This window comes from Thermus aquaticus, assembly GCF_001280255.1.
In the GTDB taxonomy this organism is placed as follows: Bacteria; Deinococcota; Deinococci; order Deinococcales; family Thermaceae; genus Thermus; species Thermus aquaticus.
In genome coordinates this window covers 628,390-650,736 of the sequence record NZ_LHCI01000106.1, presented here as the reverse complement: position 1 = coordinate 650,736, position 22,347 = coordinate 628,390, and the positions used below count along the sequence as shown (strand labels likewise).

The following is a 22,347-nucleotide window of genomic DNA, read 5'->3' as shown; positions in this document are numbered from 1 at the left end:
GTTTTGCTGGGGCTGGCGGTGTTCCTTTGGGAAGTTGAGCGGTTGGGGGATCCGTTCAAGGGGTTTCTTTTGCAGCTCGGGGGCAAGCTGGGGCTGCCCAGCGAGAGGGATGGTCCGTACCTGCTCCTGAGGGGCCTGGTTCGCCTGCTCAACTATGAAGTCACCCAAGAACTCTTGAAGCAGGCTAAGGGAGGGCGAGGAAGGAGTTTTGGGTAAAGCCCTGCTTCAGCGCTTGACAACAAGGCCCCTAGAGTGATAAAAACCCCTTGGGTTCCAAAACCCATCTGGCCGAAAGGAGGCAAGCTATGCTTAGAAACCCTAAGGCTTCAAAGGAGGAAGGGTTATGAGAAAAGCCTTTATCCTGGCTCTACTAGCCCTAGGCGCTGTCCTAACCGCATGCTCCAGGCCCCCCGACTTCACCATCTCCCTCAACCCCACGAGCCTCACGGTCCAGCAGGGGTCTAGCGGCACCACCCGGCTGACCATCACCCCCCAGAACGGCTTCGCCGGGACGGTGAACCTGGAGCTGGTGGGCGCTCCCAGCGGTGTAACCCTCTCCCCCAGCAGCGTCAGCGTGACCGGGTCGGGCCCCGTGACCCAGACCCTCACCGTTGACGTGGATAGCACGGTAAACGCCGGTGATTACGACCTGCAGATCAAGGCCACCTCGGGGAACCTGAACAAGACCGCGTCTTTGAGCCTCAAGGTAACTGGCCCGACGGGCACGGAAACCCTCTCCGGAATGGTGGTCAGCGAGAACGCCGGCGGCCCCGTTGCCGGGAGCCAGGTCCGGCTCATGCGGGGCGGCACCCTGGTGGCCACCACCACCACGGACGCCCAAGGGGCGTTCACCTTCGCCAATATCCCCGCGGACACCTACCGCCTCGAGGTCCAGAAGCCGGGCATGGCGGGGAGCTTTGTAGAAGGGGTCCGGGTGCCGGAGATGGGCTTTGTGCGCATCATCCAAAAGCCCGCCTTTGATGCTAGCGCCAGCACCACCCCGCCCACCCTGGTCATCACCCAGGACGGCAGCCAGCCTTTGGAAGGCGGCACCTTCACCAACACCATCCCCTTCCGGGTCCAGGTGGACGCCACAAGGGACTTCGTGAGGCCCATGCGCTTCATCTACGTGGCCTTGGGCCGGACCCCGGGATCCGCCTTCCTCTCTAACACGGCCACCTCTTCGCGGCGCATCTTCAGTGAGGTGGAGGACACGGGTAACCAAACCCTTTCCGGCACCGCCGTAGCCGGGCTGGGTAGCGCCAGCGGCGAGCGGGTGTTCCTGGAAGTGGTAGCCTACGACTTCAACAACAACCGGAGCCACTACATCGTGCCCATAACCTTCGTGAACACCTCCCCCACCCAGAACAACACCGTCTCCGCCCCCACAGGAGTGGCTGCTATGGCCATAACCCTAACCGAGGCCGTGGGCTTCTTCCGGGCAGAGACCCCCCTCAACCTGACCGTGCCTTTGGGTAAGGGCCAGGTGGGGGATATGCCCTTGGACCTCAGCGCCGTGCCCGAGGGCAGCAACCTCTACGTGGAGGTGCGCTGGTGCTACACGGCGACGGCCACTCCTTTTGCCTTTGACATTGAGCGCTCCGAAGACGGGCAGAACTGGACTCGGGTGGGCACGGTGGGCGGCGCCCGCAGCACCAGCTGCCCCACCAACCCCTTTGACCGGCCCTTCTTCTTCCGCGACGCCTCCCCCGACCTCACCCCCGGCCAGACCTACTATTACCGGGTGGTGGCCCGAGGGGCCAACCGGGCCGAAAGCGCGCCTAGCTCCACTACGCCCCTGCCTCCCTTCTTCGCACCCCTCCTGAGCCCTGCCGACGAGACCACGGGCGTCCCCAGAACCCCAGACTTCACCATCGGCCATCCCCAGCTGGCTGCCGGGGCTGATGGAGCCGCCTACAACCTGGTTCTCTGGGACACCCTGACCGGCACTCGGGACCCCTGGGTAGGGGTGGCCTGGCAAACCCTCGGCGGCTTCCTCCTCTTTGTGGAGTTCGGCACCGGGCCTCAGGGGAATGGGGTGCCGCAGGGAGAGGCCTTGGTCTACGGTTTTCCTAACAACACCTTTACCGTGTACACCGACACAGCAGGCCTGATAAATCCCGCCAAGCCCAACGCAGTGCCAGTTGACCTCACCCGGAACACCTTCACCTTGCCCTACAACTTTGACGGCCAGGCGCTCCTTCCCCAGCTCCAAAGCTTCCGCACTTACGCCTGGCAGCTTTGGGTGAGCTACGCCTACAAGTACAACCCCGCCGAGGGTTACCGAGTTTCGGCCTACAGCGTCCAGACCTGGCCCAGCTCCACCTCCTTTATTCGCATAACCCGCCCTGGGACCCAGGTCTTTGACTTCACCACGGGGGAGTGAGATGAGGAAGCTTTGGACCCTTGCTCTTCTAGGCCTTTTGGCGGCGTGCAACCAAAACGCCATCCGGCCTCCCCAAAACCCCAACCCTACCCTGGCTTCGGGCGAGAACCTCACCTACGTCCAAAACGAGGTGGTGGTGGCCTACCAGGACGAGGCCGCCCTGCAGGAGGCCATCCGCAAGCTAGGCGCCACGGAGATCGCCCGCATCCCCGAGCTTCGCGCTGCCCTCCTCCGGGTGCCCGGGGATGCTTTGAAGGCCAGCAAAGCCTTGAAGGGGCTTCCGGGCCTGCGGTACGCCGAGCCCCACCTGGCCATGGCCCTGGCCCCTAAGGACGACCCAGTGGTGCAGAGGCGGGCTGGCGGAGGGGGGCTTGCGCCCCTGGGCAACCCTCCCGACCAGATCTTTGACCAGCTGCCCCAATACGCCCTGGACCCCCGCCACCTGAACGCCAGACCTGCTTGGGACCGCGGCTTCTTTGGGGAAGGGGTGACCGTGGCTATCATTGACGATCCCGCTGACGTTACCCACCCCGACCTAGCCGCCAACTGGGCGGGGCTGGCCTACGACCCAGTCACCAACACCACCTATACCCAGGCCTCCACCTGGACAGCCTTCATCCAAGGGCTTGGCGCAAGCAACATCTCCCACGGCACCTTCGTGGCCTCCACGGTGAGCGCCGCCAAGGACGGCCAGGGCATCGTGGGCCTCGCGCCCAGGACCAAATTCCTCCCGGTAGCCATTTTCCAGCCGAACTACGTGGGGGACTTCTACACCGCCCGGGGCATCGTCTGGGCGGTCAACCGCGGGGCCCAGATCCTCAACAACTCCTGGGGCGGTCTGGGATACGGGAACCTCGTGAAGGAAGCCTTTGACTACGCCCTGGCCAACGGCGTGGTGGTGGTGGCCAGCGCCGGGAACTCCTACAAGGACGAGGTGCGCACCCCGGCGGGCTATCCGGGCATTATCGCCTCTGCGGCCGCCGACGGCAACCGCAACAAGACCAACTTCTCCACTTACGGTCGCCACATCTCCAGCGCTGCCCCCGGCCTGGATGTCCTTCTGGCCAACCCCACTTGGCTCGGCGGCGGATACGGCCTCATCTCCGGCACCTCCTTCTCCGGCCCCTATACCGCCGCCGCCGCCGCTTTAGTGAAAGGGGCCTGCCCAGGCGCCACCCCCTACCAGGTGCGCCGAGCCCTGGAGACCACCACCTGGGAACAGACCTTCACCCGGGAAAAGGGTTGGGGCCACCTGAACGTCGGCAACCTGGCCAACCTCCTGGCCCAAGGGTGCTCCGCCCTACCTCAGAAGGGCTCGGTGGTCAGGATCAAGGTGGAGTACCAGAACGAGCGGGGCGTCTTCACTGGCGTCCTAGCGGACGTAATCCTGCGGGGCCAGGGGCTCCGCCCTGGGGACCCCACCGACCCCACCCCCATCTACTGGGCCAAGACCGATCAAAACGGCGAGGCCTGGTTCTATGAGATCGCCCCGGGCACCTACGAGATCTACGTGGCCGGGCCAGACCTGGCCGTGACCGGGAGCATGCCGGAGGACCGGGGCACCCGCGTAGGCACCATAGTGGCCAGGCCAGGCTCCAGCGCAGGCCAACCCGACTTCATGTACGTACGCCTCCTTGCCCGAGAACCCTAGAGGGAGAGCCGCCACTAGCTGTCCCCCCGGGGTAACCCCGGGGGGAGTTCTTTGGTTAAAAGTGGATGGGCTTCTCCCACGCCGCCAAGGCGGCCTCCTTGAGGATCTCCGAGAGGGAGGGGTGGGCGTGGGGGGCGCGGCCCACGTCCTCGGCGCTGGCCTTGAAGAAGATGGCCAAGGCCGCCTCGGCCAGGACGTCCCCCACCCGGGCCCCGATCCCGTGGACCCCCAGGATGCGGTCGGTCTTGGCGTGGGCCAGGACCTTGATAAACCCTTCCGTATCCCCCATGGCCCGGGCGCGGCCGCTGGCAGAGTAGGGGAACCTCCCCACCTTGTAGGGGATGCCCTTTTCCTTCAGCTCCTCCTCCGTATACCCCACGCCGGCCACCTCGGGGTGGGTGTAGACCACGCTGGGGATGGCCTGGTAGTCCACGTGGCCAAAGCCCTTCGCCATGTGCTCCACCGCGGCGATGCCCTCCTCGCTAGCCTTGTGGGCCAGCATGGGACCCCGGATCACGTCCCCAATGGCGTAGATGTGGGGAAGCTTGGTCCTTAGGTGCTCGTCCACGGGGATCCGGCCCCTTTCGTCGGTGAAAAGCCCGGCGTTTTCCAGGCCAAGCCCCTCGGTGTAGGGCCTCCGGCCCACGGCCAAAAGCACCCGGTCCGCCTCCAGAACCTCCCCGCCTTCCAGCTCCACCCGGGCCCCCTTAGCCTGGGGCAGCACGGCGGTGACCCGCACCCCCGTGCGGATGGTGAGGCCCTCCTTTCTAAAGACCTTTTCCGCCGCCCGGGAAAGCTCGGCGTCCATGGTGGGCAGGATCCGGTCCATGTACTCCAGGACCACCACCTCGGCCCCCAGGCGGTGCCAGACCACGCCGAGCTCGAGGCCGATGACCCCACCCCCCACCACGATGAGCCTCTCCGGCACCTCGGGGAAGGAAAGGGCCTCGGTGGAGGTCACCACCCTTTCCCCGTCCACCTGGGCCCAGGGGGGAATGAGGGGAGCCGAACCGGTGGCGATGAGGAAAAAGCGGGCCGAGAGCTCCTCCCCCGTCTCCTCCACCAGGACCTTCCTCTCGGAGAGGAAGCGGGCCGTGCCCAGGTGGCGGGCGATGCCGTTTTTCTTGAAGAGGAACTCAATCCCCTGGGTGTTGGCCTGGACCACCTTGTCCTTGTGGGCCATGAGGGCCTTCAGGTCCACCTCGAGGCCCTGGACCCTGGCCCCAAGGAGGCCCTTTTTCACCTCGTAGATGCGCTCGGTGGTCTCCAGAAGCGCCTTGGAGGGGATGCACCCCACCCTGAGGCAGGTCCCCCCCAGGGCCTTCTCCTTCTCCACCACCCCCACCCGCATCCCCAGCTGGGCCGCCCGGATGGCGGCCACGTACCCGCCGGGCCCGGCCCCGATCACCAGGAGGTCGTACACGCTACACCTCCAGAAGGAGCCGGGCGGGGTTTTCTATGAGCTCCTTCACCCGGCGCAGGAAGGTGACCGCCTCCCTCCCGTCCACGATGCGGTGGTCGTAGGAGAGGGCCAGGTACATCATGGGGCGGATGACCACCTGGCCCTCCCGGGCCACGGGCCTTTCCTGGATGGCGTGCATGCCCAGAATCCCCACCTGGGGCGGGTTGAGGAGGGGGGTGGAGTTTAAGGAGCCGTAGATCCCCCCGTTGGTGATGGTGAAGGTGCCCCCCATGAGCTCCTCGGGCTTGAGCTTCCTGGCCCTTGCCCGTTCGGCGAAGTCGGCGATCTGCCTCTCTATCTCGGCGAAGGAGAGGCGGTCGGCGTCCCTCAGGACGGGCACCACCAGCCCCTCCCCGCCCCCCACGGCGATGCCGATGTCGTAGTAGCGGTGGTAGACGATGGTATTGTCGCGGATCTCGGCGTTCAGCTCGGGGATCTCCTTCAGGGCCTGGACCACGGCCTTGACGAAGAAGCTCATGAAGCCCAGCTTGACCCCGTGCTTCTTCTGGAAGGCCTCCCCCAGCTCCCGCCTCAGGGCGATGACCGCCGACATGTCGGCCTCGTTGAAGGTGGTCAGCATGGCCGTGGTCTGGCGGGCCTGGAGGAGCCTCTCGGCGATGCGGCGGCGGAGGGGGGTCATGGGCACGGCCTCGTCCACCCGCCAGGGCTTATCGGCGGGGGCCTGAGGGGAAGGGGGCGGCGCAGGCTCGGCGGGCATGGGAGGGGCTTTCCGCGCCTCCAGGTGGCGCTCCACGTCCTCCTTGAGGATGCGGCCGCCCAGGCCGGTGCCCACCACCTCCTTGGGGGAGACCCCCGCCTCCCGCATGAGCCGCTCGGCGGCAGGCATGGCCAGGGGCTCCGGGGAAGCCTCCTCAGGAGCCTGGGTGGGCGCCTGGACCTGCGCCTCCACCTTCCCCTCCTCCAGGAGGGCGATGGCCTCCCCCACCCGGGCCGTCTCGCCCTGGGCCTTCAGGATCTTCTTCAGGGTCCCGGCGAAGGGGGCGGGGAGCTCCAGGGTGGCCTTGTCGGTGATGAGCTCCACCAAGGGCTCGTCGGCCTGGAAGGCCTCGCCCTCCTTCTTCAGCCAGGCGCCGATCTCCACTTCCACGATGGACTCGCCCACAGAGGGGACTTTCAGCTCCTGCACCTTGGACCTCCTTACTTAAAAGCTTCCTCAAGAAGCTCTTCCTGCTCCAGCCTGTGCACCTTGGAGGAGCCCACGGCCGGGCTTGGGGACTCGGGCCGGGCCACCACGCTGAAGGGGTGGCCGTAGATCTCCCCGCAGAAGCGGGCCGAGAGGTACCACCAGGCCCCCTGGTTGATGGGCTCTTCCTGGACGAAGACCACCGGGGTCTTCCTGGGGTAGAAGCCCAGGGCCTCCTTGAGCTCCTCCTCGGGGAAGGGGTAGAGGAGCTCCAGCCGGATGAGGGCCACGTCCTCCGCCGCAAGCTCCCGCCTTTTGGCCAAAAGGTCGTAGTAGACCTTGCCCGAGGTGAGGAGGACCTTCCTGGCCCCCTTGATGCGCTCGGGGATGACCTTCTGGAAGCGGCCCTGGGCCAGCTCCTCCAGGGCGGAGACCACCTCGGGGTGGCGGAGGAGGCTCTTGGGGGTCATGACGACGAGGGGCTTGCGGATTTTGCGCTTCACCTGGCGGCGCAGGAGGTGGAAGAACTGGGCCGGGGTGGTGGGGTAGGCCACCTGGAGGTTGTCCCGGGCCCCAAGCTGCAAAAAGCGCTCCAGCCTGGCGGAGGAGTGCTCGGGGCCCTGGCCCTCGAGGCCGTGGGGCAGGAGGAGCACCAGCCCCGAAAGCCGGTTCCACTTGGCCTCAGCGCTGGCCAGGAACTGGTCAATGTAGACCTGGGCCACGTTGACGAAGTCCCCGAACTGGGCCTCCCAGAGGATGAGGCCCTCGGGGTAGTCCAGGCTGTAGCCGTACTCAAAGCCCAGGACCCCGGCCTCGGAGAGGGGGGAGTTGTAGATCTCCACCTCGGCCTGCCCCTCGGCCAGGTGCTGGAGGGGGATGTAGGGCCTGCCGGTGGCGTAGTCGTAGAGGGCGGCGTGGCGCTGGGTGAAGGTACCCCTTAGGGCATCCTGGCCCGTGAGGCGCACCCTATGCCCCTCCACCGCCAAGGAGGCGAAGGCCAGGGCCTCGGCGGCGGCCCAGTCCAGGGGGCGTTTTTCCTCGGCCATCTCCCGGCGGGCCTCCAGGAAGCGCTTCAGCTTGGGGTGGACCTGGAAGCCCTCGGGAACCGAGGCCAGGCGCAGGAGGAGGTTCCTTAGGGCCTCCTTGGGCACCCCGGTGTCCACCTCCGGCACCAGGCGGTCCTCGCCGCCCACGTACCCCTGCCAGATGCCGGAAAGCCCGTGGAGGACCACCGGGCCCGGCTCGGCCTTGACCCGGGCGAACTCGCTTTCCAGCCGCTCCAGGTAGGCCTCCTGCCAGGCCCCGATCTCCTCCTGGGAGATGGCCCCCTCGGCCAGAAGGCGCTCGGCGTAGACCTTCCAGGGCTCGGGGCGCCGGGCGATCTCGGCGTACATGGTGGGCTGGGTGAAGGAGGGCTCGTCGGTCTCGTTGTGGCCCCGGCGGCGGTAGCCCACCAGGTCTATGACCACGTCCTTGCCGTAGCGCTGGCGGTAGGCCAGGGCCAGCCTCAGGACGAACCAGAGCTCGTCCAAGGCCTCGGCGTTCACGTGGAAGATGGGCGCCCCCAGCATCTTGGCGATATCCGTGGGGTAGCGGCAGGAGGTGTACTCCGAGGGCAGGGTGGTGAAGCCCAGCTGGTTGTTGGCCACCACGTGGAGGGTGCCCCCCACCCCGTAGCCGGGGAGCTGGGACAGGTTCAGGGTCTCCTGGACGATCCCCTCCCCGATGAAGGCCGAGTCCCCGTGGACCAAAACCGCCAGGCCCCGCCGCCTCTCCCGGTCCCCGAAGCGGTCCTGCTTGGCCCGAAGCCGGCCCAAGGTCACGGGGTTCACGAACTCCAGGTGGCTGGGGTTGAAGTTCAAGGAGACGTGGATGGGCCCATAGGCGGTCAGGCGGTCGCTGGAGAAGCCCAGGTGGTACTTGACGTCCCCGGAGTAGCCCTCGGGGAAGATCTCCTCAAACTCGCGGAAGATGCGCTCAAAGGGCTTGCCCACCACGTGGGCCAGGACGTTCAGACGCCCCCGGTGGGCCATGCCCAGGACCACCTCCCGCACCCCGTGCCGGGCCGCCTCCTCCAGGGTCTCCTGGAGAAGGGGGATGAGGCTTTCCAGGCCCTCCACGCTGAAGGTCTTGGCCCCCAGGTACTTCTTCTGCAGGAAGGCCTCAAAGAGGCTGGCCTCCATGAGGCCCCGGAGAAGCCGCTTCCTGGCCTCGAGGGGGGGCTTGGGCCAGGGGGCCTCCACCTGGGCCAGGAGCCAGGCCCGCTCCTCGGGCTCCACGTGGGCGAGCTCAAAGCCCACCGGGCCTAAATAGGTGGCCTTTAGGCGCTCCAGAAGGGCCTCGAGGGTGGGGGCCCCAAAGACGGGGGGAAGGGGTTTTTTGAGGTCCTCGGGGGCGAGGCCATGGGCCTCCAGGGTGAGCGCCTTGGGCCAGGGGCGCTTTCGGCCCAGGGGGTCTATCTGGGCCGCCAGGTGGCCCAGCTCCCGGTAGGCCTGGGCCAGCCTCTCCACCTTCAGGGGAAAGGCCGGGTCAAAGGCCTCGGCCAAAGGCGGGGCCTTGGCCAAGGGTTCTCGTCGGCCGTCCTCCAGGGCCAAAGCGGAGAAGTAGCGCCGCCACTCCTCGGGCAAGGAAAAGGGGTCCTCCAGGTAAGCCCGGTACAGGGCCTCCAGGTAGCCTTGGCTTTCCAGCGTGAGCTCCATCCTACCTCCCGGGGCGGTATACCCCCTTCACTACGCTACACCAAAAAGCGGTGTAGGTGCTCTGGGGCTTTACAATGGGGCCATGATCCTGACGGAGCGCCAGGGAAGCGTCCTGGTCCTGACCCTGAACCGGCCCGAAAGGCTCAACGCCATCACGGGCGAGCTTCTGGAAGCCCTCTTTCAGGCCCTCCAAGCCGCCAACGAGGATAAGGAGGTCCGCGCCCTCCTCCTCACGGGGGCGGGAAAGGCCTTCTCCGCCGGCCAGGACCTCACGGAGTTCGGCGAGGCCAAGCCCGACTACGAGGCCCATCTCCGCCGCTACAACCGGGTGGTGGAGGCCATCAGCGCCCTAGAAAAGCCCCTGGTGGTGGCCGTGAACGGCCCAGCGGCGGGGGCGGGGATGAGCCTGGCCCTCTGGGGGGACTACCGCCTGGCGGCGGCGGGGGCCAGCTTCACCACGGCCTTCGCCCGCATCGGCCTGGTGCCCGACACGGGGATGAGCTTCCTCCTGCCCCGCCTGGTGGGCCTGGCCAAGGCCCAGGAGCTCCTCTACCTCTCCCCCCGCCTCTCGGCGGAGGAGGCGCTGGCGCTAGGCCTGGTGCACCGGGTGGTGCCCGCCGAGCGCCTCATGGAGGAGGCCATGGGGAAGGCCCAGGAGCTGGCCCAGGGCTCCACCCGCGCCCTGGCCCTCACCAAAAAGCTCCTCCTGGAGACCTACCGCCTCTCCCTCACCGAGGCTTTGGCCCTCGAGGCCATCCTCCAGGGGGAGGCGGGGCGCACCCTGGACCACGAGGAGGGGGTCAGGGCCTTCCGGGAGAAGCGCCCGCCCCGCTTCCAAGGGCGATGATGCCACCCCATGCTGGCCCAAGCCAGCATGGGGCCCCGGCAATAGGCCGACGGAAAGGGGAAACAAGGGTATGATTCGCTACTTGAAGGGCGTGGTGGCCAGGAAGGAGGAGGGGAGCTTCCTCCTCCTGGTGGGCGGGGTGGGCTTCCAGGTCCAGGCCCCAAGCCCCTTCCTCCAGGGCCTGAGGGAGGGGGAGGAGGTGGGGGTCCACACCCACCTGGCCCTTCGGGAGGAAGGCCTTTTCCTCTTCGGCTTCCCCGAGGAGGAAAGCCTCAAGCTCTTTGAGCTCCTCCTCTCCGTGAGCGGGGTGGGGCCCAAGGTGGCCCTGGCCCTCCTCTCCGCCCTCCCCCCGAGGCTTCTGGCCCAGGCCCTGGCCGAGGGGGACCTGAGGCTCCTCACCTCGGCCAGCGGGGTGGGCAAGCGCCTGGCCGAGCGCCTGGTCCTGGAGCTCAAGGGCAAGGTGCCCAAGGAACTCCTCACCGGGGAGAAAGTGGAAAGCGGGGAGGCGGAGGAAGCCATCCTGGCCCTGGCCGCCCTGGGCTTCAAGGAGGGGCAGGCCCGGAGCGTGGTCCTGGACCTCCTGGCTAAAAACCCGGGGGCCAGGGCCCAGGAGCTCATCAAGGAGGCCCTGAGGCGCCTCCGCTAAGTACCCCACCGCGGCTTTTGCCGCGGTGGGGGCCCCAGAAAACCCTTTAGCCCCGGCTTGGGCACCCCATGTTGCGAAACCAAAGTGCGGGCGCTCAGCCCAGGTCGTCCAAGGCTTCCCGGAAGCCCCGGGGGAGGGCCAAATACCCCCCCTCCGCCACCGCCAGGGGGAAGAGGAGGGCAAGGGGCCCCTCCAGGAGGACCACCTGCCGCCCCCGGAGGACCTTCGCCCCCTGAGGAGGGGCGCCTTCCAGCCCGTAGGGGAAGAGGGCCACGGGGTCTTCCCCCGGCTCCCCCTCCCCCCGGTCTAGGAAGAGGGCCACGGGCTCCAGGTAGCCCATGAACCGGGTCCGGTTGGCCTCCCGCCGAAGGGCCTGGAAGGCCTTGGGGTCCTCCGCCCCCTGGAAGAGGAGGAGGTCGGCCTCGGCGGAGAGGCCCACCAGGCTGTAGGCCCTGAGGGAGCCCCCCCGCTCGGCATAGCGGCGGAGAAGGAGGGCGAACTCCTCCTTCAGGTGCTCCTGGGCCTCGGCCTCGAGGCGGCGAAACGCCGGGAGGAGCCTAAAAAGCCCCAGGGAAAAGTAGCGCTCCATGCCCCTATCCTACGTCCAGGAGGCGGGCCAGGGCCTTTTCGTCCAGATAGCGGCCCACGTAGAAGGGCCCGAACTCCCCGAAGCGGGCGGAGACCTCGTCAAAGCGCATCTCGTAGACGATCTTCTTGAACTGGATGGGGTCCTCGCTGAAGAGGTCCACCCCCCACTCCCAGTCGTCCAGGCCCTGGGCCCCGCTGATGACCTGGAGGACCTTGCCCTGGTACTTCCGGCCCGTCTCCCCGTGGGCCCGCATGAGGTGGGCCCGCTCCTTGGCGGGGAGCATGTACCAGTTGTCCCCCCCTTCCCGCCTTTTGTTCATGGGGTAAAAGCAGACGTAGCCCCCCTTAGGTACCCTGGGGGTGAGGCGGGGCTTGACGTAGGGGGACTCGGGGTCTAGAGGCTTCTCCTGGCTTCCCAGCTCCACCACGGAGTAAAAGCCGTAGGCGGGCAAAAGGTACTCGGCGAAGAGGCTCTTGTTCAAGGCGCTTTCCAGTTCCAAAAGCTCGTCCAGAGTCTCCCTAAGGTTCAGGAAGAGGAGGTCCGCCTTCTGGGTGATGACCTGGTAGACCCCAAAAGACCCCCGCCCCTCCTCCTCCACCCGCCGCCAGAGGGCGAGGAGGCCCAAAAGCTCCTCCCAGGCCGCCTGCCTCTCCAGGGGGGAGGCCTTGCGCCACCGGGGGAAGTCCAGGCGGCGGAAGTCGTGGAGGATGTGCCAGCCCTCGAGGGTGTGGGTGGGTTCGGGCACGTGGCCTTCCATGCCCCCCACTATAAGGCCCCGGGGCTTGGGTATAGTGGCCCCATGGCACCCTGGCTGGACCTGGCCCTGACCCTCCTTGTGGCCTGGCTCTTGGGCCGCTACGGGGCCCGGGCCCTGAACGCCCTGAGCCGCCTCACCCCCACCAAGGGGGACGACCGCTTCTTCCAGCTTCTGGGCCTCCTCTGGTGGGGGGTGGTGGGCCTCTTGGCCTTCAGCCGCCTGGCCCACGCCCTGGACCTCCCCCTGGAGCCCTGGCGCACCTGGGGCCGGGAGCTCACCCGGTGGCTGGGGAGGCAAGGGGTTTCCGCCCTGGCCGTCCTGGCCCTCACCTTCCTGGGCTACCGCCTGGTTCCCCTTCTGCTGAGGGGCCTCCCCGAACCCGAGGAAGGCCTGAGCCGGGAGGCGGTGCGGCGAAGGACCCTGAGGCGGGCCTCCGAGTCGGCGCTGAAGGCGGTGGTTCTGGTCCTGGGGGGGCTTCTTTTCCTCTCCAACCTGGGCCTCAACGTCACCGCCCTCCTGGCGGGGGCGGGGGTAGCGGGGCTCGCCCTGAGCTTCGCCCTGCAGAACCTCCTCAGGGACTTCATCAACGGCTTCTTCATCCTCCTGGAAGACCAGTACGGCGTGGGGGACATCGTCCAGATCGGCGGTGTGGGGGGGAAGGTGGAGCGCTTCTCCTTGCGCCTCACCGTGCTCCGGGACCTGGAGGGGCGGGTCCACTTCCTCCCCAACTCCGAGGTGCGCCAGGTGACCGTCCTCACCCAGGAGTGGAGCCGGGCGGTGGTGGACGTGAGCGTGGCCTACAGGGAGGACCTGGACCGGGCGCTGGAGGTCTTCCGGGACGAGGTGGCCCGCTTTTACCAAGACCCCGAGTGGCGGGAACGCTTCGCCGATCCACCCGAGGTCCTGGGGGTCCAGAGCCTGGCCGACTCCGGGGTGGTCATCCGCGTCCTCTTCAACACCAAGCCCGCCGAGCAGTGGGCCGTGGCCCGGGAGTTTCGCAGGCGCATCAAAAACCGCCTGGACCGGGAGGGGATAGAGATCCCCTACCCCCACCAGAAGCTCTACTTCGGCGAGCCGCTGCGCCTGGAAAGGGGGTAATGCCACCCCATGCTGGCTTGAGCCAGCATGGGGGCCCCGGCAAAAGAGTCCTCAGGAAGCTACGAGGCATGGTAGGCCGAAGGAAACGGGAAGCAAGGGTATAAGCTAAAGGGGATGCCGGACATCTACGGGCTCATTCTGGAAACCTTGCGGCGCCACCTGGGAACCCGGGCCGAGGCGGTGCTGGAAGAGGGTCTGAAGCGCCTGGGCAAGCGCCAAGAGGAGCTTTCCCCAAAGGACGGGGAGACCCTTTTGAAGGGCCTCGCCTTCCGGGAGCTCCAGGCGAGGCTTCCCGCCAAGGAGGCCAAGCGGGTGGTGGAGGAGGCCTTGCGGAAGCTCTCGGCGCCTTCGGAGCCGGCGGACCTCGAGGCCCTGGAGGCGGGCCTGAAGCGCTTTGGCCTCTATCTGGACTGGCCGGAGGTGGCCCGCTACCGGGCCCTCGTCAACCGCCTCCGCCAGGACCCCGACCCCAGGCTCATGCGGGAGGCCAAGGCCCTTCTGGAGGCCTTGGAGGAGAAGCTGGAGGAGGCCCTTCTGCGCCAGGCCAAGGACCTGGCCCACCTGGAGGAGAGCCTGGAAAGGGTGCGCCACCTGGGGGGGGCCAAGGTGCGCCGGCTGGAGAAGCTGGTGGAGACGGTAAGGGAGGCCCAGAAGGAAGGCCTCCTGGCCCAGGCGGAGGTGGAGCGGGCCCGGAGCCTGGCCCTGGAGCTCCGGAAGCTCCTGGAGTCCAGCGTGGCCCGCCCCCCCACCCTGCCGGAGATCGTCTTTGAAACCCAGGAAGAGCCCCCCGAGGACGTCTTCCTCACCGTGGAGGAGGCGGAGGAGCTGGAAGGGGAGCTCATCGTGGACCTGGAGGCCCTCCCCGAGGAGGCGGCGAGGCGCCTGGAGGCCCTAGAGGTGGAGGAGGAAGGGCGGAGGCTGGAGGAGCTTCTGGCCCGCCACGCCCACCTTCTGCAGGAGCCCACGGTGAGCCCCCTCCTCGCCGAGGTTCAGGCCCTTCTGGAGGCGGGAAAGCCAGCGGGGGAAAAGCTTTCCCTCCTGGAGGCCGCCTTAAAGGAGGCCGAGGCCAACCTGCGGGCGGAAAAGAAGGCCCGCCTCATCCAGCTGGAAGCGCGCCTGCGAAGCCTCCCCCTGCCCGAGGAGGCCAAGGCCTCCCTAGAGGCCGCCTTCGCCCTGGCCGAGGAGACCTTGAGGGAAGGGGGCCTACCCGACCTCAAGCTCCTGGAGGGGGAGCTGGCCCGCCTCGAGGCGGAGGCCAGGCGCCAGGAGGAGGAAAGGAGGAAGCTAGAGGCGGAAATGGAGGCCCTGGCCCGGGAGCTGGCCGCAAAGGGCGAGGCCTTCGCGCCCCTTCTAGAGGAGCTCAGGGCCGTGCCCCTGGAGGCCCTCCCCCAGCGCCTCCCCGAGATCAAGGCCCGCTACGCCGCCCTCCTCATGACCCAGGGGGAGGAGGCGGCCCTGAAGGCCAAGCTCAAGGAGGCGGAGGAGGAGCTAAAGGCCCTAAGGCCCGAGGCCCTGGCCCTGGGCCTATGGGAATCCTTGGAGAAAGCGGAAGAAGCCCTCGCCAAAGGCGAGCTCCCCGACCTCGCCGCCTTGCGCCGGGAGGTGGCCCAGGCCCGGGAAGCGGCCAGGCAGGAGGCCCTGGAGGAGCTTTCCCGGATGGAGGCGCTGGCGGAGCGCTTCCTGGGCTTTGGGGGGGAGGGCGTGTTCCGCCTCATCGCCGAGGAGAAGGCCAAACCCCTCCCCGACCCCACCCCGGTGGCCCGGGCCCTCCAGGCCCTGAAGCGGCGGCTTGAGGCCAAACGGGAGGAGGTCCTGACCCGACTCACCGCCCTCTTCCAGGCCTACGGGGGCCTCGAGGGCTTCCAGAGCGAGACCCACCGCCGCCTCAGACCCCTCCTCCAGTTTCTGCAAAGCGCCAAGGAAAGGCTTCCACGCCTGGGGCCCAAAGGCCTGGCCCAGGTGGAGAAGACCCTGGCCGAGGCCGAGAGCCTTCTGGAAGAGCTCAAAAGGGAGGCCGAGGCCGCCAAGAGCATCCTGAAGGAGATCCAGGGGGCGGACCTCGAGGCCCTCCTGGGGGTTTTTGAGGAGAAGCCCCCCTTAGACCTGGACCGCTTCCGGCTTCCCGGGGTGGAGGCCTTGGGCTTCCTGGAGGAAAGCCCTCCCCTGCCCAAGGAAGCTCTTCAGGAGCTAAAGCGGGCTCTGGAGCCCCTGCGGGGGCTTTTTCAGGAAGAGGGGCCCGTGGCGCTTCTCCTGGGCCAGAAAGCCCTGGTGCTGGCCCCCTTCTCCGGCAGAACCCTGGTGGCCCTCATGGAGCCTGGGGCCCTATCCGCCTTCCTCCTGAAGCTAAGCTCCTAGCGTGCTACACTGAAGGCTGTAGTGGTCGTTCGCGAGGCTCTTTGGGAAAACCTGGAAAGGGTCCTGGCCTACCTCTCCCCGGAAGACCGGGAGAAGGTTCACAAGGCCTACCTCTTCGCCGAGGAGGCCCACCGGGGCCAGCTTAGGAAAAGCGGGGAGCCTTACATCACCCACCCCGTGGCCGTGGCGGAGATCCTGGCCTCCTTGCGCATGGATGCCGACACCGTGGCGGCGGGCCTCCTCCACGACACCATGGAGGACTGCGGGGTAGCGGGGGAGGAGCTGGAAAGGCGCTTCGGCCCCGCCGTGCGCCGCATCGTGGAGGGGGAGACCAAGGTCAGCAAGCTCTACAAGTTCGCCAACCTCGAGGGGGAGGAGAAGCGGGCCGAGGACCTCCGCCAGATGTTCATCGCCATGGCGGAGGACGTGCGCATCATCATCGTCAAGCTGGCAGACCGCCTGCACAACCTCCGCACCCTGGAGCACATGCCCGAGGGAAAGCAAAAGCGCATTGCCCAGGAGACCCTGGAGATCTACGCCCCCCTGGCCCACCGCCTGGGGATGGGGCAGATCAAGTGGGAGCTGGAGGACCTCTCCTTCCGCTACCTCCACCCCGAGGCCTACCAGGCCCTCCTCGCCCGCCTTCAGGAGACCCAGGAGGCCCGGGAAAGGATGGTGAAGCGGGCCATGGAGGTCCTGGAGGAGGCCCTGAAGCAAGACGCGCTCCTGCAAAGCCAGCTCCAGGGTTTTGAGGTCACGGGCAGGCCCAAGCACCTCTACTCCATCTGGAAGAAGATGGAAAGGGAAGGGAAGGCCCTGGAGCAGATCTACGACCTCCTGGCGGTGCGGGTCATCCTGGACCCCAAGCCAAGCCCCACCGAGGAGGCCAAGGGCCTTAGGGAGAAGCAGGTCTGCTACCACGTCCTGGGCCTGGTCCACGCCCTGTGGCAGCCCATCCCGGGAAGGGTCAAGGACTACATCGCCGTGCCCAAGCCCAACGGCTACCAGAGCCTCCACACCACGGTCATCGCCCTGGAGGGCCTCCCCCTGGAGGTGCAGATCCGCACCCGGGAGATGCACCGCATCGCCGAGTACGGTATCGCCGCCCACTGGCTCTACAAGGAGGGCCTCACCGACCCCGAGGAGGTGAAAAGGCGGGTCTCCTGGCTGAAGAACATCCAGGAGTGGCAGCAGGAGTTCAGTAGCTCCCGGGAGTTCGTGGAGGCGGTGACCCGGGACCTCTTGGGCGGGCGGGTCTTCGTCTTTACCCCTAAGGGGCGCATCATCAACCTGCCCAAGGGGGCCACCCCGGTGGACTTCGCCTACCACATCCACACCGAGGTGGGGCACCACATGGTGGGGGCCAAGGTGAACGGCAGGATCGTCCCCCTCTCCTACGAGCTGCAAAACGGGGACATGGTGGAGATCCTCACCGCCAAAAACGCCCACCCCTCCAAGGACTGGCTGGAGTTCGCCAGGACCCGGACCGCCAAGAGCAAGATCCGCCAGTACTTCCGTGCCCAGGAGCGCCAGGAGACCCTGGAGAGGGGGCAGAGCCTCCTGGAGCGCTACCTGAAGCGCAGGGGCCTGCCCAAGCCCACGGACAGCGGGCTGGAGGAGGCCGCCAAGCGGCTTGGCCTCTCCCCCTCCCCCGAGGAGCTCTACCTGGCCCTGGCCCTGAACCGCCTCACCCCCAGGCAGGTGGCGGAAAAGCTCTACCCCAAGGCCCTCCTCAAGCCGGAAAAGCCCAAGGAAGCTCCCAGGAACACCTGGGGCATCCGCCTGGAAGGGAACCTCGAGGCCCCCATCCGCCTGGCCTCCTGCTGCGAGCCCATGAAGGGGGACAGCATCCTGGGCTTCGTCACCCGGGGCCGGGGGGTCACGGTCCACCGGGCCGACTGCCCCAACCTGCGCCGCCTCCTCCAGGGCCCCGAGGCGGATCGGGTCCTAGGGGCCTACTGGGAGGGCGTGGGCGGGAAGGTGGCCACCCTCGAGGTCCTGGCCCAGGACCGGGCCGGCCTCCTCCGGGACGTGATGCAGGTGGTGGCGGAGGCGGGGAAAAGCGCTTTGGGCTCGGAGACCCGCATCCTGGGGCCCGTGGCCCGGATCCGCCTCCGCCTCACCGTGGAGGACGGGGAGCGGGAGGCCCTGACCCGGGCCCTGAAGGGCGTGAAGAGCGTGGAAGCGGTGCGCTGGGTATAGGCCCCATCAGGGGCCAAGGGTTCAGAGAAGCTGGATCCAGACCTCCCTTTCCCGGGGCCCGTCGTACTCGGCCAGAAAGACCTGCTGCCACCGCCCAAGCCTGAGCCTCCCCCCCTCGGCGGGGAGGAGGAGGTGGACCCCGGTGAGGAGGGTCTTGAGGTGGGCGTCGCTGTTCCCCTCCCGGTGGCGGTCCTTGGGGTGGAGGCGGGGGACGAGTTCCGAGAGGCGCGCGAGGAGGTCGTGGGCCACGTCGGGGTCGGCCCCCTCCTGCACGGTGAGGCCGCAGGTGGTGTGGGGGACAAAGAGGTAGACCAGGCCCGTGTGCCCCTTGAGGGCCGCCTCCACCGCCTTGGTGATGTTGACGAACCCTTCCTTGGGGGTGCGCACCCGGATCCCTTCCATGGGTTAAGCCTATCAGGAAAGCCGGGTGGAGCGCAGGAAAAAGCGCTTCTCCACCGAAAAGGGGCGGTCCAGGTCGCCAAGCTCCGCCTCCGCCCAGGCCCAGAGCCTCTCCATGGCCCGGGCGTGGGCCTCCTCGGGCACCCCCTTGGTGAAGGAGTAGAGGCGGTAGGCCAGGGCCTCGAGGGCCTCCCTGGGCGTGCGCTCCTCCCGCCAGGCCACCACCTCCCGGGTCCTGGGCCTGAGGCCAAGGCGCCTTAGGGCCTCCTCCACCTCGGCCATGCGCCTTCCGTGAAGCCCCCGCTCCACCAAGACCCCCTCCTCGGCCACAAGCTCCCGCCACCTCTCCTGCAGGCGGCACTCGGGCTCGGCCTCTACCCTTTCCCAGCCCTCCAGGAGGACCCCGGAGGGCTTTAAGACCCTTAAGGCCTCGGCCAGGGCCTTGGGCCAGTCGGGGAGGAGGTGCCAGAGGTGGACGGCGATGACCCCGTGGACGCTCTCGTCGGGGAGGGGGATTTCCCGGGCATCCGCCAGAAGAAGGCGCACCTTGCGCATAACCCCCGCCGCCTTCTTCTGAAACACCTCCAGCATGGCCGGGTCGCAGTCCAGGGCGAGGTACCGGTACCCCCGGGCGATGAGGGGAAGGGCGATGCGCCCCGTGCCCACGCCCAGCTCCAGGAGGACGGGCTCCTCCCCCCTGGCCGCCACGGCGTGGCCGATGGCGGTGGCGATGCGGCCCGCCACCTCGGGCGGGTAGGCCCGGAGGCGGTCGTAGGCGTAGGCCGCCCTGAGGAGGGCGCTGGCCATCTCCTCCCCCATTCTAAGGGGTATACTCCAAGACCATGAAGGGCCTCATCCTGGCGGCGGGGAGGGGGACCAGGCTCCGCCCCCTCACCCACACAAGGCCCAAGCCCGTGATCCGGGTGGCGGGCCGACCCATCATCCACTACGCCGTGGAAAACCTCCTCCAGGCTGGCGTAAGGGAGATCGGCGTGGTGGTCTCCCCGGAGACGGAAAAGGACTTGCGCCTGGCCCTGGAGGGCTTCCCCGTCCGCTTCGTCCTCCAGGAGGAGCCCCAGGGCCTGGCCCACGCCGTGGCCGTGGCCCGGGACTTCCTGGGGGAAAGCCCCTTCGTCCTCTACCTGGGGGACAACCTCTTCCAGAAGGGCATCGGTCCCTATCTGGAGGCCTTCAGGGAGGGGGTGAGCGCCGTCTTGGCCCTGGTGCGGGTCCAAGACCCCCGGCAGTTCGGGGTGGCGGTGATGGAGGAGGACCGCATCGTCCGCCTTGTGGAAAAGCCCAAGGAGCCCCCCTCGGACCTGGCCGTGGCCGGGGTCTACGTCTTCTCCCCGGAGGTGTGGGAGGTCATCCCGGGCCTCAAGCCCTCCGCCCGGGGGGAGTACGAGATCACCGACGCCATCCAGGCCCTCATTGACCGGAAGAAGCGGGTGGTGGGGGTGGAGGTCCAGGGCTGGTGGAAGGACACGGGCCGCCCCGAGGACCTCCTGGACGCCAACCGCCTCCTTCTGGAAGAGCTCGCCCCCAGGGTGGAAGGCGAGGTGGTGGAGAGCGCCCTCACCGGCCGGGTGGTGGTGGAAAAGGGGGCCAGGGTGGTGAGAAGCAGGGTGATCGGCCCCGCCTTCATCGGGGAGGGCGCGGTGGTGGAGGGGGCCTATGTGGGGCCCTTCACCTCCTTGGGGCCCGGGGTGAGGGTGGCGGGCTCGGAGGTGGAGTACGCCATCCTCGAGGACCACGCCGTCCTGGAAGACGTCCCCGTGCGCCTCCAGGAGAGCATCCTGGGCGTGGGGGCCAGGGTGATGAGCAGGAACGGCCTTCCCCGGGCCCACCGCCTGATCCTGGGCGACCTCTCCCAGGTGGAGCTGGCCTGAGCCGCCGAGCTTTCTCCGGGCAAAAGGGGCATGGGACTCCTGGATCTTTTGGACGAGACCTACCAAAGGGGCGAGACCCTGGCCGACCGCCTCGGGGTGAGCCGGGCCGCGGTCTCCAAGGAAGCAAAGCGGCTTTTGGCCGAGGGCTTTCCCGTGGAGGTGGGTCGGCGAGGCTACCGCATCCGCCCCGGCACCCCCCTGCCCCACCTCTTCCAGCCCGAGGGAAGGCTCGGGAAGCCCTACCGCTACCTGGGCCGGGTGGGGAGCACCCAGGACATCCTCAGGGCCTGGGCCGAGGCGGGGGCCCCCGAGGGGGCCTTGGTCCTGGCCGAGGTCCAGGAAAGGGGGCGGGGCCGCCGGGGAAGGCCCTGGGAAAGCCGCCCCGGGGAGAGCCTCACCTTCTCCCTCCTCTTGAGGCCCGCCCTGCCCCTCTCCGCCCTAAGCCTCCTCCCCCTCCTCGCAGGCCTGGCCCTCTTTGAGGCCGTGGGGCTCGGGGGGCTCAAGTGGCCCAACGACCTCCTGGCCCCAGACGGCAGGAAGCTCGCCGGGGTGCTCCTGGAGGCCAAGGCCGAGGGCGAGGAGGTGGCCTACGCCCTCCTGGGGGTGGGGGTCAACGTGGCCTGGGCCCCGGAAGGGGCGGCCTCCCTCCAGGAGTTCGGCCCCTACTCCAGGCGGGAGGTTCTCCTGGCCTTCCTCCGGCGCCTGGAGGCCCTCCTCCCTCTCCTGGAGGACCCCGAGGCCCTCCTCGCCCGCTACCGCCAGGCCTCCTACACCCTGGGCCGGAGGGTGCGGGTAGAGACCCCCAAGGGCGTGGTGGAGGGCGTGGCCCAGGAGGTCCTCCCCGACGGCAGCCTCCTGGTAGGGGGGGTGCGGGTGGGGGCGGGGGAGGTGGCGCTCCTCCCCCTCCTTGAGTAACCCAGGCTTAGATTTCCCTCGCCTCCTGTGTTAGGATAGGGGTAGGTATGTTCACCCGCATCTTCACCAAGGAAGAGGCCGACGCCCTCCTGCCCGAGCTCAGGCGGGTCCTTAAGGAGATGCGCCAGGCCAAGGCCGAGCTCCTCCTGGCCCAGTCGCGGCTCCCCGAGGCCCGGGGGGTGGAAAGGAGGGCGTTGGAGGAGGAGATCCGCTTCCTCATGGGCACCCTCGAGGCCGACGCCCGCTACCTGGCCTCCCTGGGGGTCCTCCTCAAGGACCTGGACCGGGGCCTTGTGGACTTCCCCGCCCGGGTCGGGGGGGAGATCGTCTTCCTCTGCTGGCAGGAGGGGGAGCCCGAGGTGGCCCACTACCACCCCCTCTCCGGGGGCTTCGCGGAGCGGCGCCCCCTGGAGGAGGCCGCTACCCTCCCGCCGAAGGTGGCCCACCCCGGCGAAACTCGGCCAGGCGCCTGAGGTCCTCCCTTACCAGGTCGTCCCGGCCCGCCAGGGATTCCAGGTGGTGCCTGAGCTCGTGGAGGAGGGTCTCCCAGACCTCCCCTTCCCAGTCAAAGCCTGGCCCGGCCACCTGCAAAAAGGAGCCGTAGTAAAGGGCGATGTGCCGCCCCAGGCCCTCAAAGCCCCGGAAGGCCGAGGGGGGGCCGGGGTCCAGGTACTCCCCAAGCCGCCACACGTCCTTAAGCCCCGGCTCCGGCTTGGCCTCGGGGAAGACGTGCACCCCTTGGAGGCCCCTCTTGAAGGCCTCGGGGATCTCATCCCAGAGCCTTTCCACCAGGTTCACGAACTCGGCGTAGGTCATGGCCGGTGGTAGGGGTGCCCCGCCCTCAGGGTCAGGATGCGGTAAAGCTGTTCCAGGAGGACCAAAAGGGCCAGCTCGTGCTGCAGGGTGAGGGGGGAGAGGGAAAGGAGGAGGTCCGCCTCTTTCCGCAAGGCCTCCGGGTGCCCTTCGGCGCCCCCCACCAGAAAGGCCACCCGCTCCCCCTCCAAGCCCAAAAGAAACCGGTAAAGCCCCTCGGTGGTGAAAAGCCTCCCTCGCTCGTCCAAGACGATCTTCCGGTGTCCCTCCGCCTTGGGCCGAAGCTCCTTGGCCTCACGCACAAAGAGAAGCTCCAGGGGGGCATAGCGGCGGATGCGCTCCCCATAGAGCTCCACCCCCAGCCGGGCGTACTCCAGCCGGGGCCTGCCCACCGCCACCACCCGCAAGCGCACCCCTACAGGTTATACTCGGGGCGAAGGGAAAGTGGGACCTACCCCACCCCGAAAAGCCCCTAGGCCCTTACCCAGGGCGGGG

20 protein-coding genes are annotated in these 22,347 nt (G+C 68.1%); 11 read left to right on the top strand and 9 right to left on the bottom strand.

Annotation, left to right across the window (positions count from 1 at the left end):
- From BVI061214_RS13415 to BVI061214_RS04500, 3 genes are all read left to right on the top strand, one after another.
- Positions 1-216: hypothetical protein (locus BVI061214_RS13415; RefSeq protein ID WP_082333096.1), on the top strand; the 216-nt coding region annotated here is incomplete at its 5' end.
- 127 nt (positions 217-343) lie between these two features.
- The gene (locus tag BVI061214_RS04505; protein WP_053767452.1) at positions 344-2,386 is read left to right on the top strand and encodes a carboxypeptidase-like regulatory domain-containing protein; all 2,043 of its coding nucleotides are present in this window, start codon (positions 344-346) and stop codon (positions 2,384-2,386) included.
- Position 2,387: 1 nt separating this feature from the next.
- A complete protein-coding gene (locus tag BVI061214_RS04500) occupies positions 2,388-4,037 on the top strand; it encodes a S8 family serine peptidase (protein WP_053767451.1) in 1,650 nt (549 codons plus the stop codon).
- Between the two features lie 55 nt (positions 4,038-4,092).
- Here BVI061214_RS04500 and lpdA read toward each other — a convergent pair whose 3' ends face one another.
- The 3 genes from lpdA to BVI061214_RS04485 are packed head-to-tail and all read right to left on the bottom strand — an operon-like array spanning position 4,093 to position 9,342.
- Complete coding sequence (lpdA, locus tag BVI061214_RS04495; protein WP_053767450.1) at positions 4,093-5,460, bottom strand: dihydrolipoyl dehydrogenase; 1,368 nt, start codon at positions 5,458-5,460, stop codon at positions 4,093-4,095.
- A gap of 1 nt (position 5,461) precedes the next feature.
- Entirely contained in the window at positions 5,462-6,646 is a 1,185-nt protein-coding gene (gene odhB / locus BVI061214_RS04490; RefSeq protein WP_053767449.1) for a 2-oxoglutarate dehydrogenase complex dihydrolipoyllysine-residue succinyltransferase, read from the bottom strand.
- 11 nt (positions 6,647-6,657) lie between these two features.
- The gene (locus tag BVI061214_RS04485; protein ID WP_053767448.1) at positions 6,658-9,342 is read right to left on the bottom strand and encodes a 2-oxoglutarate dehydrogenase E1 component; all 2,685 of its coding nucleotides are present in this window, start codon (positions 9,340-9,342) and stop codon (positions 6,658-6,660) included.
- 82 nt (positions 9,343-9,424) lie between these two features.
- On the opposite strand from BVI061214_RS04485, the gene BVI061214_RS04480 reads away from it, so the two are divergent.
- Positions 9,425-10,189 carry an enoyl-CoA hydratase/isomerase family protein gene (locus BVI061214_RS04480; protein WP_053767447.1) on the top strand — a complete coding sequence of 255 codons (765 nt, stop codon included), beginning with the start codon at positions 9,425-9,427 and terminating at the stop codon, positions 10,187-10,189.
- Between the two features lie 70 nt (positions 10,190-10,259).
- A complete protein-coding gene (gene ruvA, locus BVI061214_RS04475) occupies positions 10,260-10,835 on the top strand; it encodes a Holliday junction branch migration protein RuvA (protein WP_053767446.1) in 576 nt (191 codons plus the stop codon).
- A gap of 94 nt (positions 10,836-10,929) precedes the next feature.
- Here ruvA and BVI061214_RS04470 read toward each other — a convergent pair whose 3' ends face one another.
- Positions 10,930-11,424 carry a chlorite dismutase family protein gene (locus BVI061214_RS04470; protein ID WP_003047084.1) on the bottom strand — a complete coding sequence of 165 codons (495 nt, stop codon included), beginning with the start codon at positions 11,422-11,424 and terminating at the stop codon, positions 10,930-10,932.
- A 4-nt stretch (positions 11,425-11,428) separates the two neighbouring features.
- Entirely contained in the window at positions 11,429-12,181 is a 753-nt protein-coding gene (gene hemQ / locus BVI061214_RS04465; RefSeq protein WP_003047079.1) for a hydrogen peroxide-dependent heme synthase, read from the bottom strand.
- 42 nt (positions 12,182-12,223) lie between these two features.
- On the opposite strand from hemQ, the gene BVI061214_RS04460 reads away from it, so the two are divergent.
- The 3 genes from BVI061214_RS04460 (at position 12,224) to BVI061214_RS04450 (ending at position 17,836) form a co-directional block, all read left to right on the top strand.
- Positions 12,224-13,279 (top strand): mechanosensitive ion channel family protein, encoded by a 1,056-nt coding sequence (locus BVI061214_RS04460; protein WP_053767445.1) that lies wholly within the window; start codon positions 12,224-12,226, stop codon positions 13,277-13,279.
- Positions 13,280-13,393: 114 nt separating this feature from the next.
- The gene (locus tag BVI061214_RS04455; protein WP_053767444.1) at positions 13,394-15,634 is read left to right on the top strand and encodes a coiled-coil domain-containing protein; all 2,241 of its coding nucleotides are present in this window, start codon (positions 13,394-13,396) and stop codon (positions 15,632-15,634) included.
- A gap of 21 nt (positions 15,635-15,655) precedes the next feature.
- Positions 15,656-17,836, top strand: a complete 2,181-nt coding sequence (locus BVI061214_RS04450) for a RelA/SpoT family protein (RefSeq protein ID WP_053767443.1) — start codon at positions 15,656-15,658, stop codon at positions 17,834-17,836.
- A 21-nt stretch (positions 17,837-17,857) separates the two neighbouring features.
- Here BVI061214_RS04450 and BVI061214_RS04445 read toward each other — a convergent pair whose 3' ends face one another.
- Both BVI061214_RS04445 and BVI061214_RS04440 read right to left on the bottom strand, forming a co-directional pair.
- Positions 17,858-18,238, bottom strand: coding sequence for a secondary thiamine-phosphate synthase enzyme YjbQ (locus tag BVI061214_RS04445; protein ID WP_053767442.1), 381 nt, complete (start codon positions 18,236-18,238; stop codon positions 17,858-17,860).
- 12 nt (positions 18,239-18,250) lie between these two features.
- On the bottom strand, positions 18,251-19,042 hold the full coding sequence (locus tag BVI061214_RS04440; protein WP_053768585.1) for a class I SAM-dependent methyltransferase: 792 nt from the start codon (positions 19,040-19,042) through the stop codon (positions 18,251-18,253).
- A 35-nt stretch (positions 19,043-19,077) separates the two neighbouring features.
- Here BVI061214_RS04440 and BVI061214_RS04435 point away from each other — a divergent pair, with 35 nt between their 5' ends.
- Genes BVI061214_RS04435 through BVI061214_RS04425 form a run of 3 tightly spaced genes read left to right on the top strand, consistent with a single transcriptional unit; the run spans position 19,078 to position 21,512 of the window.
- Complete coding sequence (locus BVI061214_RS04435) at positions 19,078-20,124, top strand: glucose-1-phosphate thymidylyltransferase (protein WP_053767441.1); 1,047 nt, start codon at positions 19,078-19,080, stop codon at positions 20,122-20,124.
- Positions 20,125-20,154: 30 nt separating this feature from the next.
- Positions 20,155-21,039 carry a biotin--[acetyl-CoA-carboxylase] ligase gene (locus BVI061214_RS04430; RefSeq protein WP_053767440.1) on the top strand — a complete coding sequence of 295 codons (885 nt, stop codon included), beginning with the start codon at positions 20,155-20,157 and terminating at the stop codon, positions 21,037-21,039.
- Positions 21,040-21,086: 47 nt separating this feature from the next.
- A complete protein-coding gene (locus tag BVI061214_RS04425; protein WP_053767439.1) occupies positions 21,087-21,512 on the top strand; it encodes a DUF2203 domain-containing protein in 426 nt (141 codons plus the stop codon).
- Here BVI061214_RS04425 and BVI061214_RS04420 read toward each other — a convergent pair.
- Positions 21,460-21,855 carry a metallopeptidase family protein gene (locus BVI061214_RS04420; protein ID WP_053767438.1) on the bottom strand — a complete coding sequence of 132 codons (396 nt, stop codon included), beginning with the start codon at positions 21,853-21,855 and terminating at the stop codon, positions 21,460-21,462. The two genes, BVI061214_RS04425 and BVI061214_RS04420, sit on opposite strands and share 53 nt — an antisense overlap.
- Complete coding sequence (locus tag BVI061214_RS04415) at positions 21,852-22,265, bottom strand: 23S rRNA (pseudouridine(1915)-N(3))-methyltransferase RlmH (protein WP_053767437.1); 414 nt, start codon at positions 22,263-22,265, stop codon at positions 21,852-21,854. The genes BVI061214_RS04420 and BVI061214_RS04415 overlap by 4 nt, the downstream gene beginning before the upstream one ends.
- Positions 22,266-22,347: the final 82 nt, after the last annotated feature.

What these genes read in the sequence shown, in the direction of transcription:
- BVI061214_RS04505 (WP_053767452.1), top strand. Translation starts at nt 344, where the DNA reads ATGAGAAAAGCCTTTATCCTGGCTCTACTAGCCCTAGGCGCTGTCCTA.
- BVI061214_RS04500 (WP_053767451.1), top strand. Translation starts at nt 2,388, where the DNA reads ATGAGGAAGCTTTGGACCCTTGCTCTTCTAGGCCTTTTGGCGGCGTGC.
- BVI061214_RS04485 (WP_053767448.1), bottom strand. Translation starts at nt 9,342, where the DNA reads ATGGAGCTCACGCTGGAAAGCCAAGGCTACCTGGAGGCCCTGTACCGG.
- BVI061214_RS04480 (WP_053767447.1), top strand. Translation starts at nt 9,425, where the DNA reads ATGATCCTGACGGAGCGCCAGGGAAGCGTCCTGGTCCTGACCCTGAAC.
- ruvA (WP_053767446.1), top strand. Translation starts at nt 10,260, where the DNA reads ATGATTCGCTACTTGAAGGGCGTGGTGGCCAGGAAGGAGGAGGGGAGC.
- BVI061214_RS04470 (WP_003047084.1), bottom strand. Translation starts at nt 11,424, where the DNA reads ATGGAGCGCTACTTTTCCCTGGGGCTTTTTAGGCTCCTCCCGGCGTTT.
- hemQ (WP_003047079.1), bottom strand. Translation starts at nt 12,181, where the DNA reads ATGGAAGGCCACGTGCCCGAACCCACCCACACCCTCGAGGGCTGGCAC.
- BVI061214_RS04460 (WP_053767445.1), top strand. Translation starts at nt 12,224, where the DNA reads ATGGCACCCTGGCTGGACCTGGCCCTGACCCTCCTTGTGGCCTGGCTC.
- BVI061214_RS04455 (WP_053767444.1), top strand. Translation starts at nt 13,394, where the DNA reads ATGCCGGACATCTACGGGCTCATTCTGGAAACCTTGCGGCGCCACCTG.
- BVI061214_RS04445 (WP_053767442.1), bottom strand. Translation starts at nt 18,238, where the DNA reads ATGGAAGGGATCCGGGTGCGCACCCCCAAGGAAGGGTTCGTCAACATC.
- BVI061214_RS04440 (WP_053768585.1), bottom strand. Translation starts at nt 19,042, where the DNA reads ATGGCCAGCGCCCTCCTCAGGGCGGCCTACGCCTACGACCGCCTCCGG.
- BVI061214_RS04435 (WP_053767441.1), top strand. Translation starts at nt 19,078, where the DNA reads ATGAAGGGCCTCATCCTGGCGGCGGGGAGGGGGACCAGGCTCCGCCCC.
- BVI061214_RS04430 (WP_053767440.1), top strand. Translation starts at nt 20,155, where the DNA reads ATGGGACTCCTGGATCTTTTGGACGAGACCTACCAAAGGGGCGAGACC.
- BVI061214_RS04425 (WP_053767439.1), top strand. Translation starts at nt 21,087, where the DNA reads ATGTTCACCCGCATCTTCACCAAGGAAGAGGCCGACGCCCTCCTGCCC.
- BVI061214_RS04420 (WP_053767438.1), bottom strand. Translation starts at nt 21,855, where the DNA reads ATGACCTACGCCGAGTTCGTGAACCTGGTGGAAAGGCTCTGGGATGAG.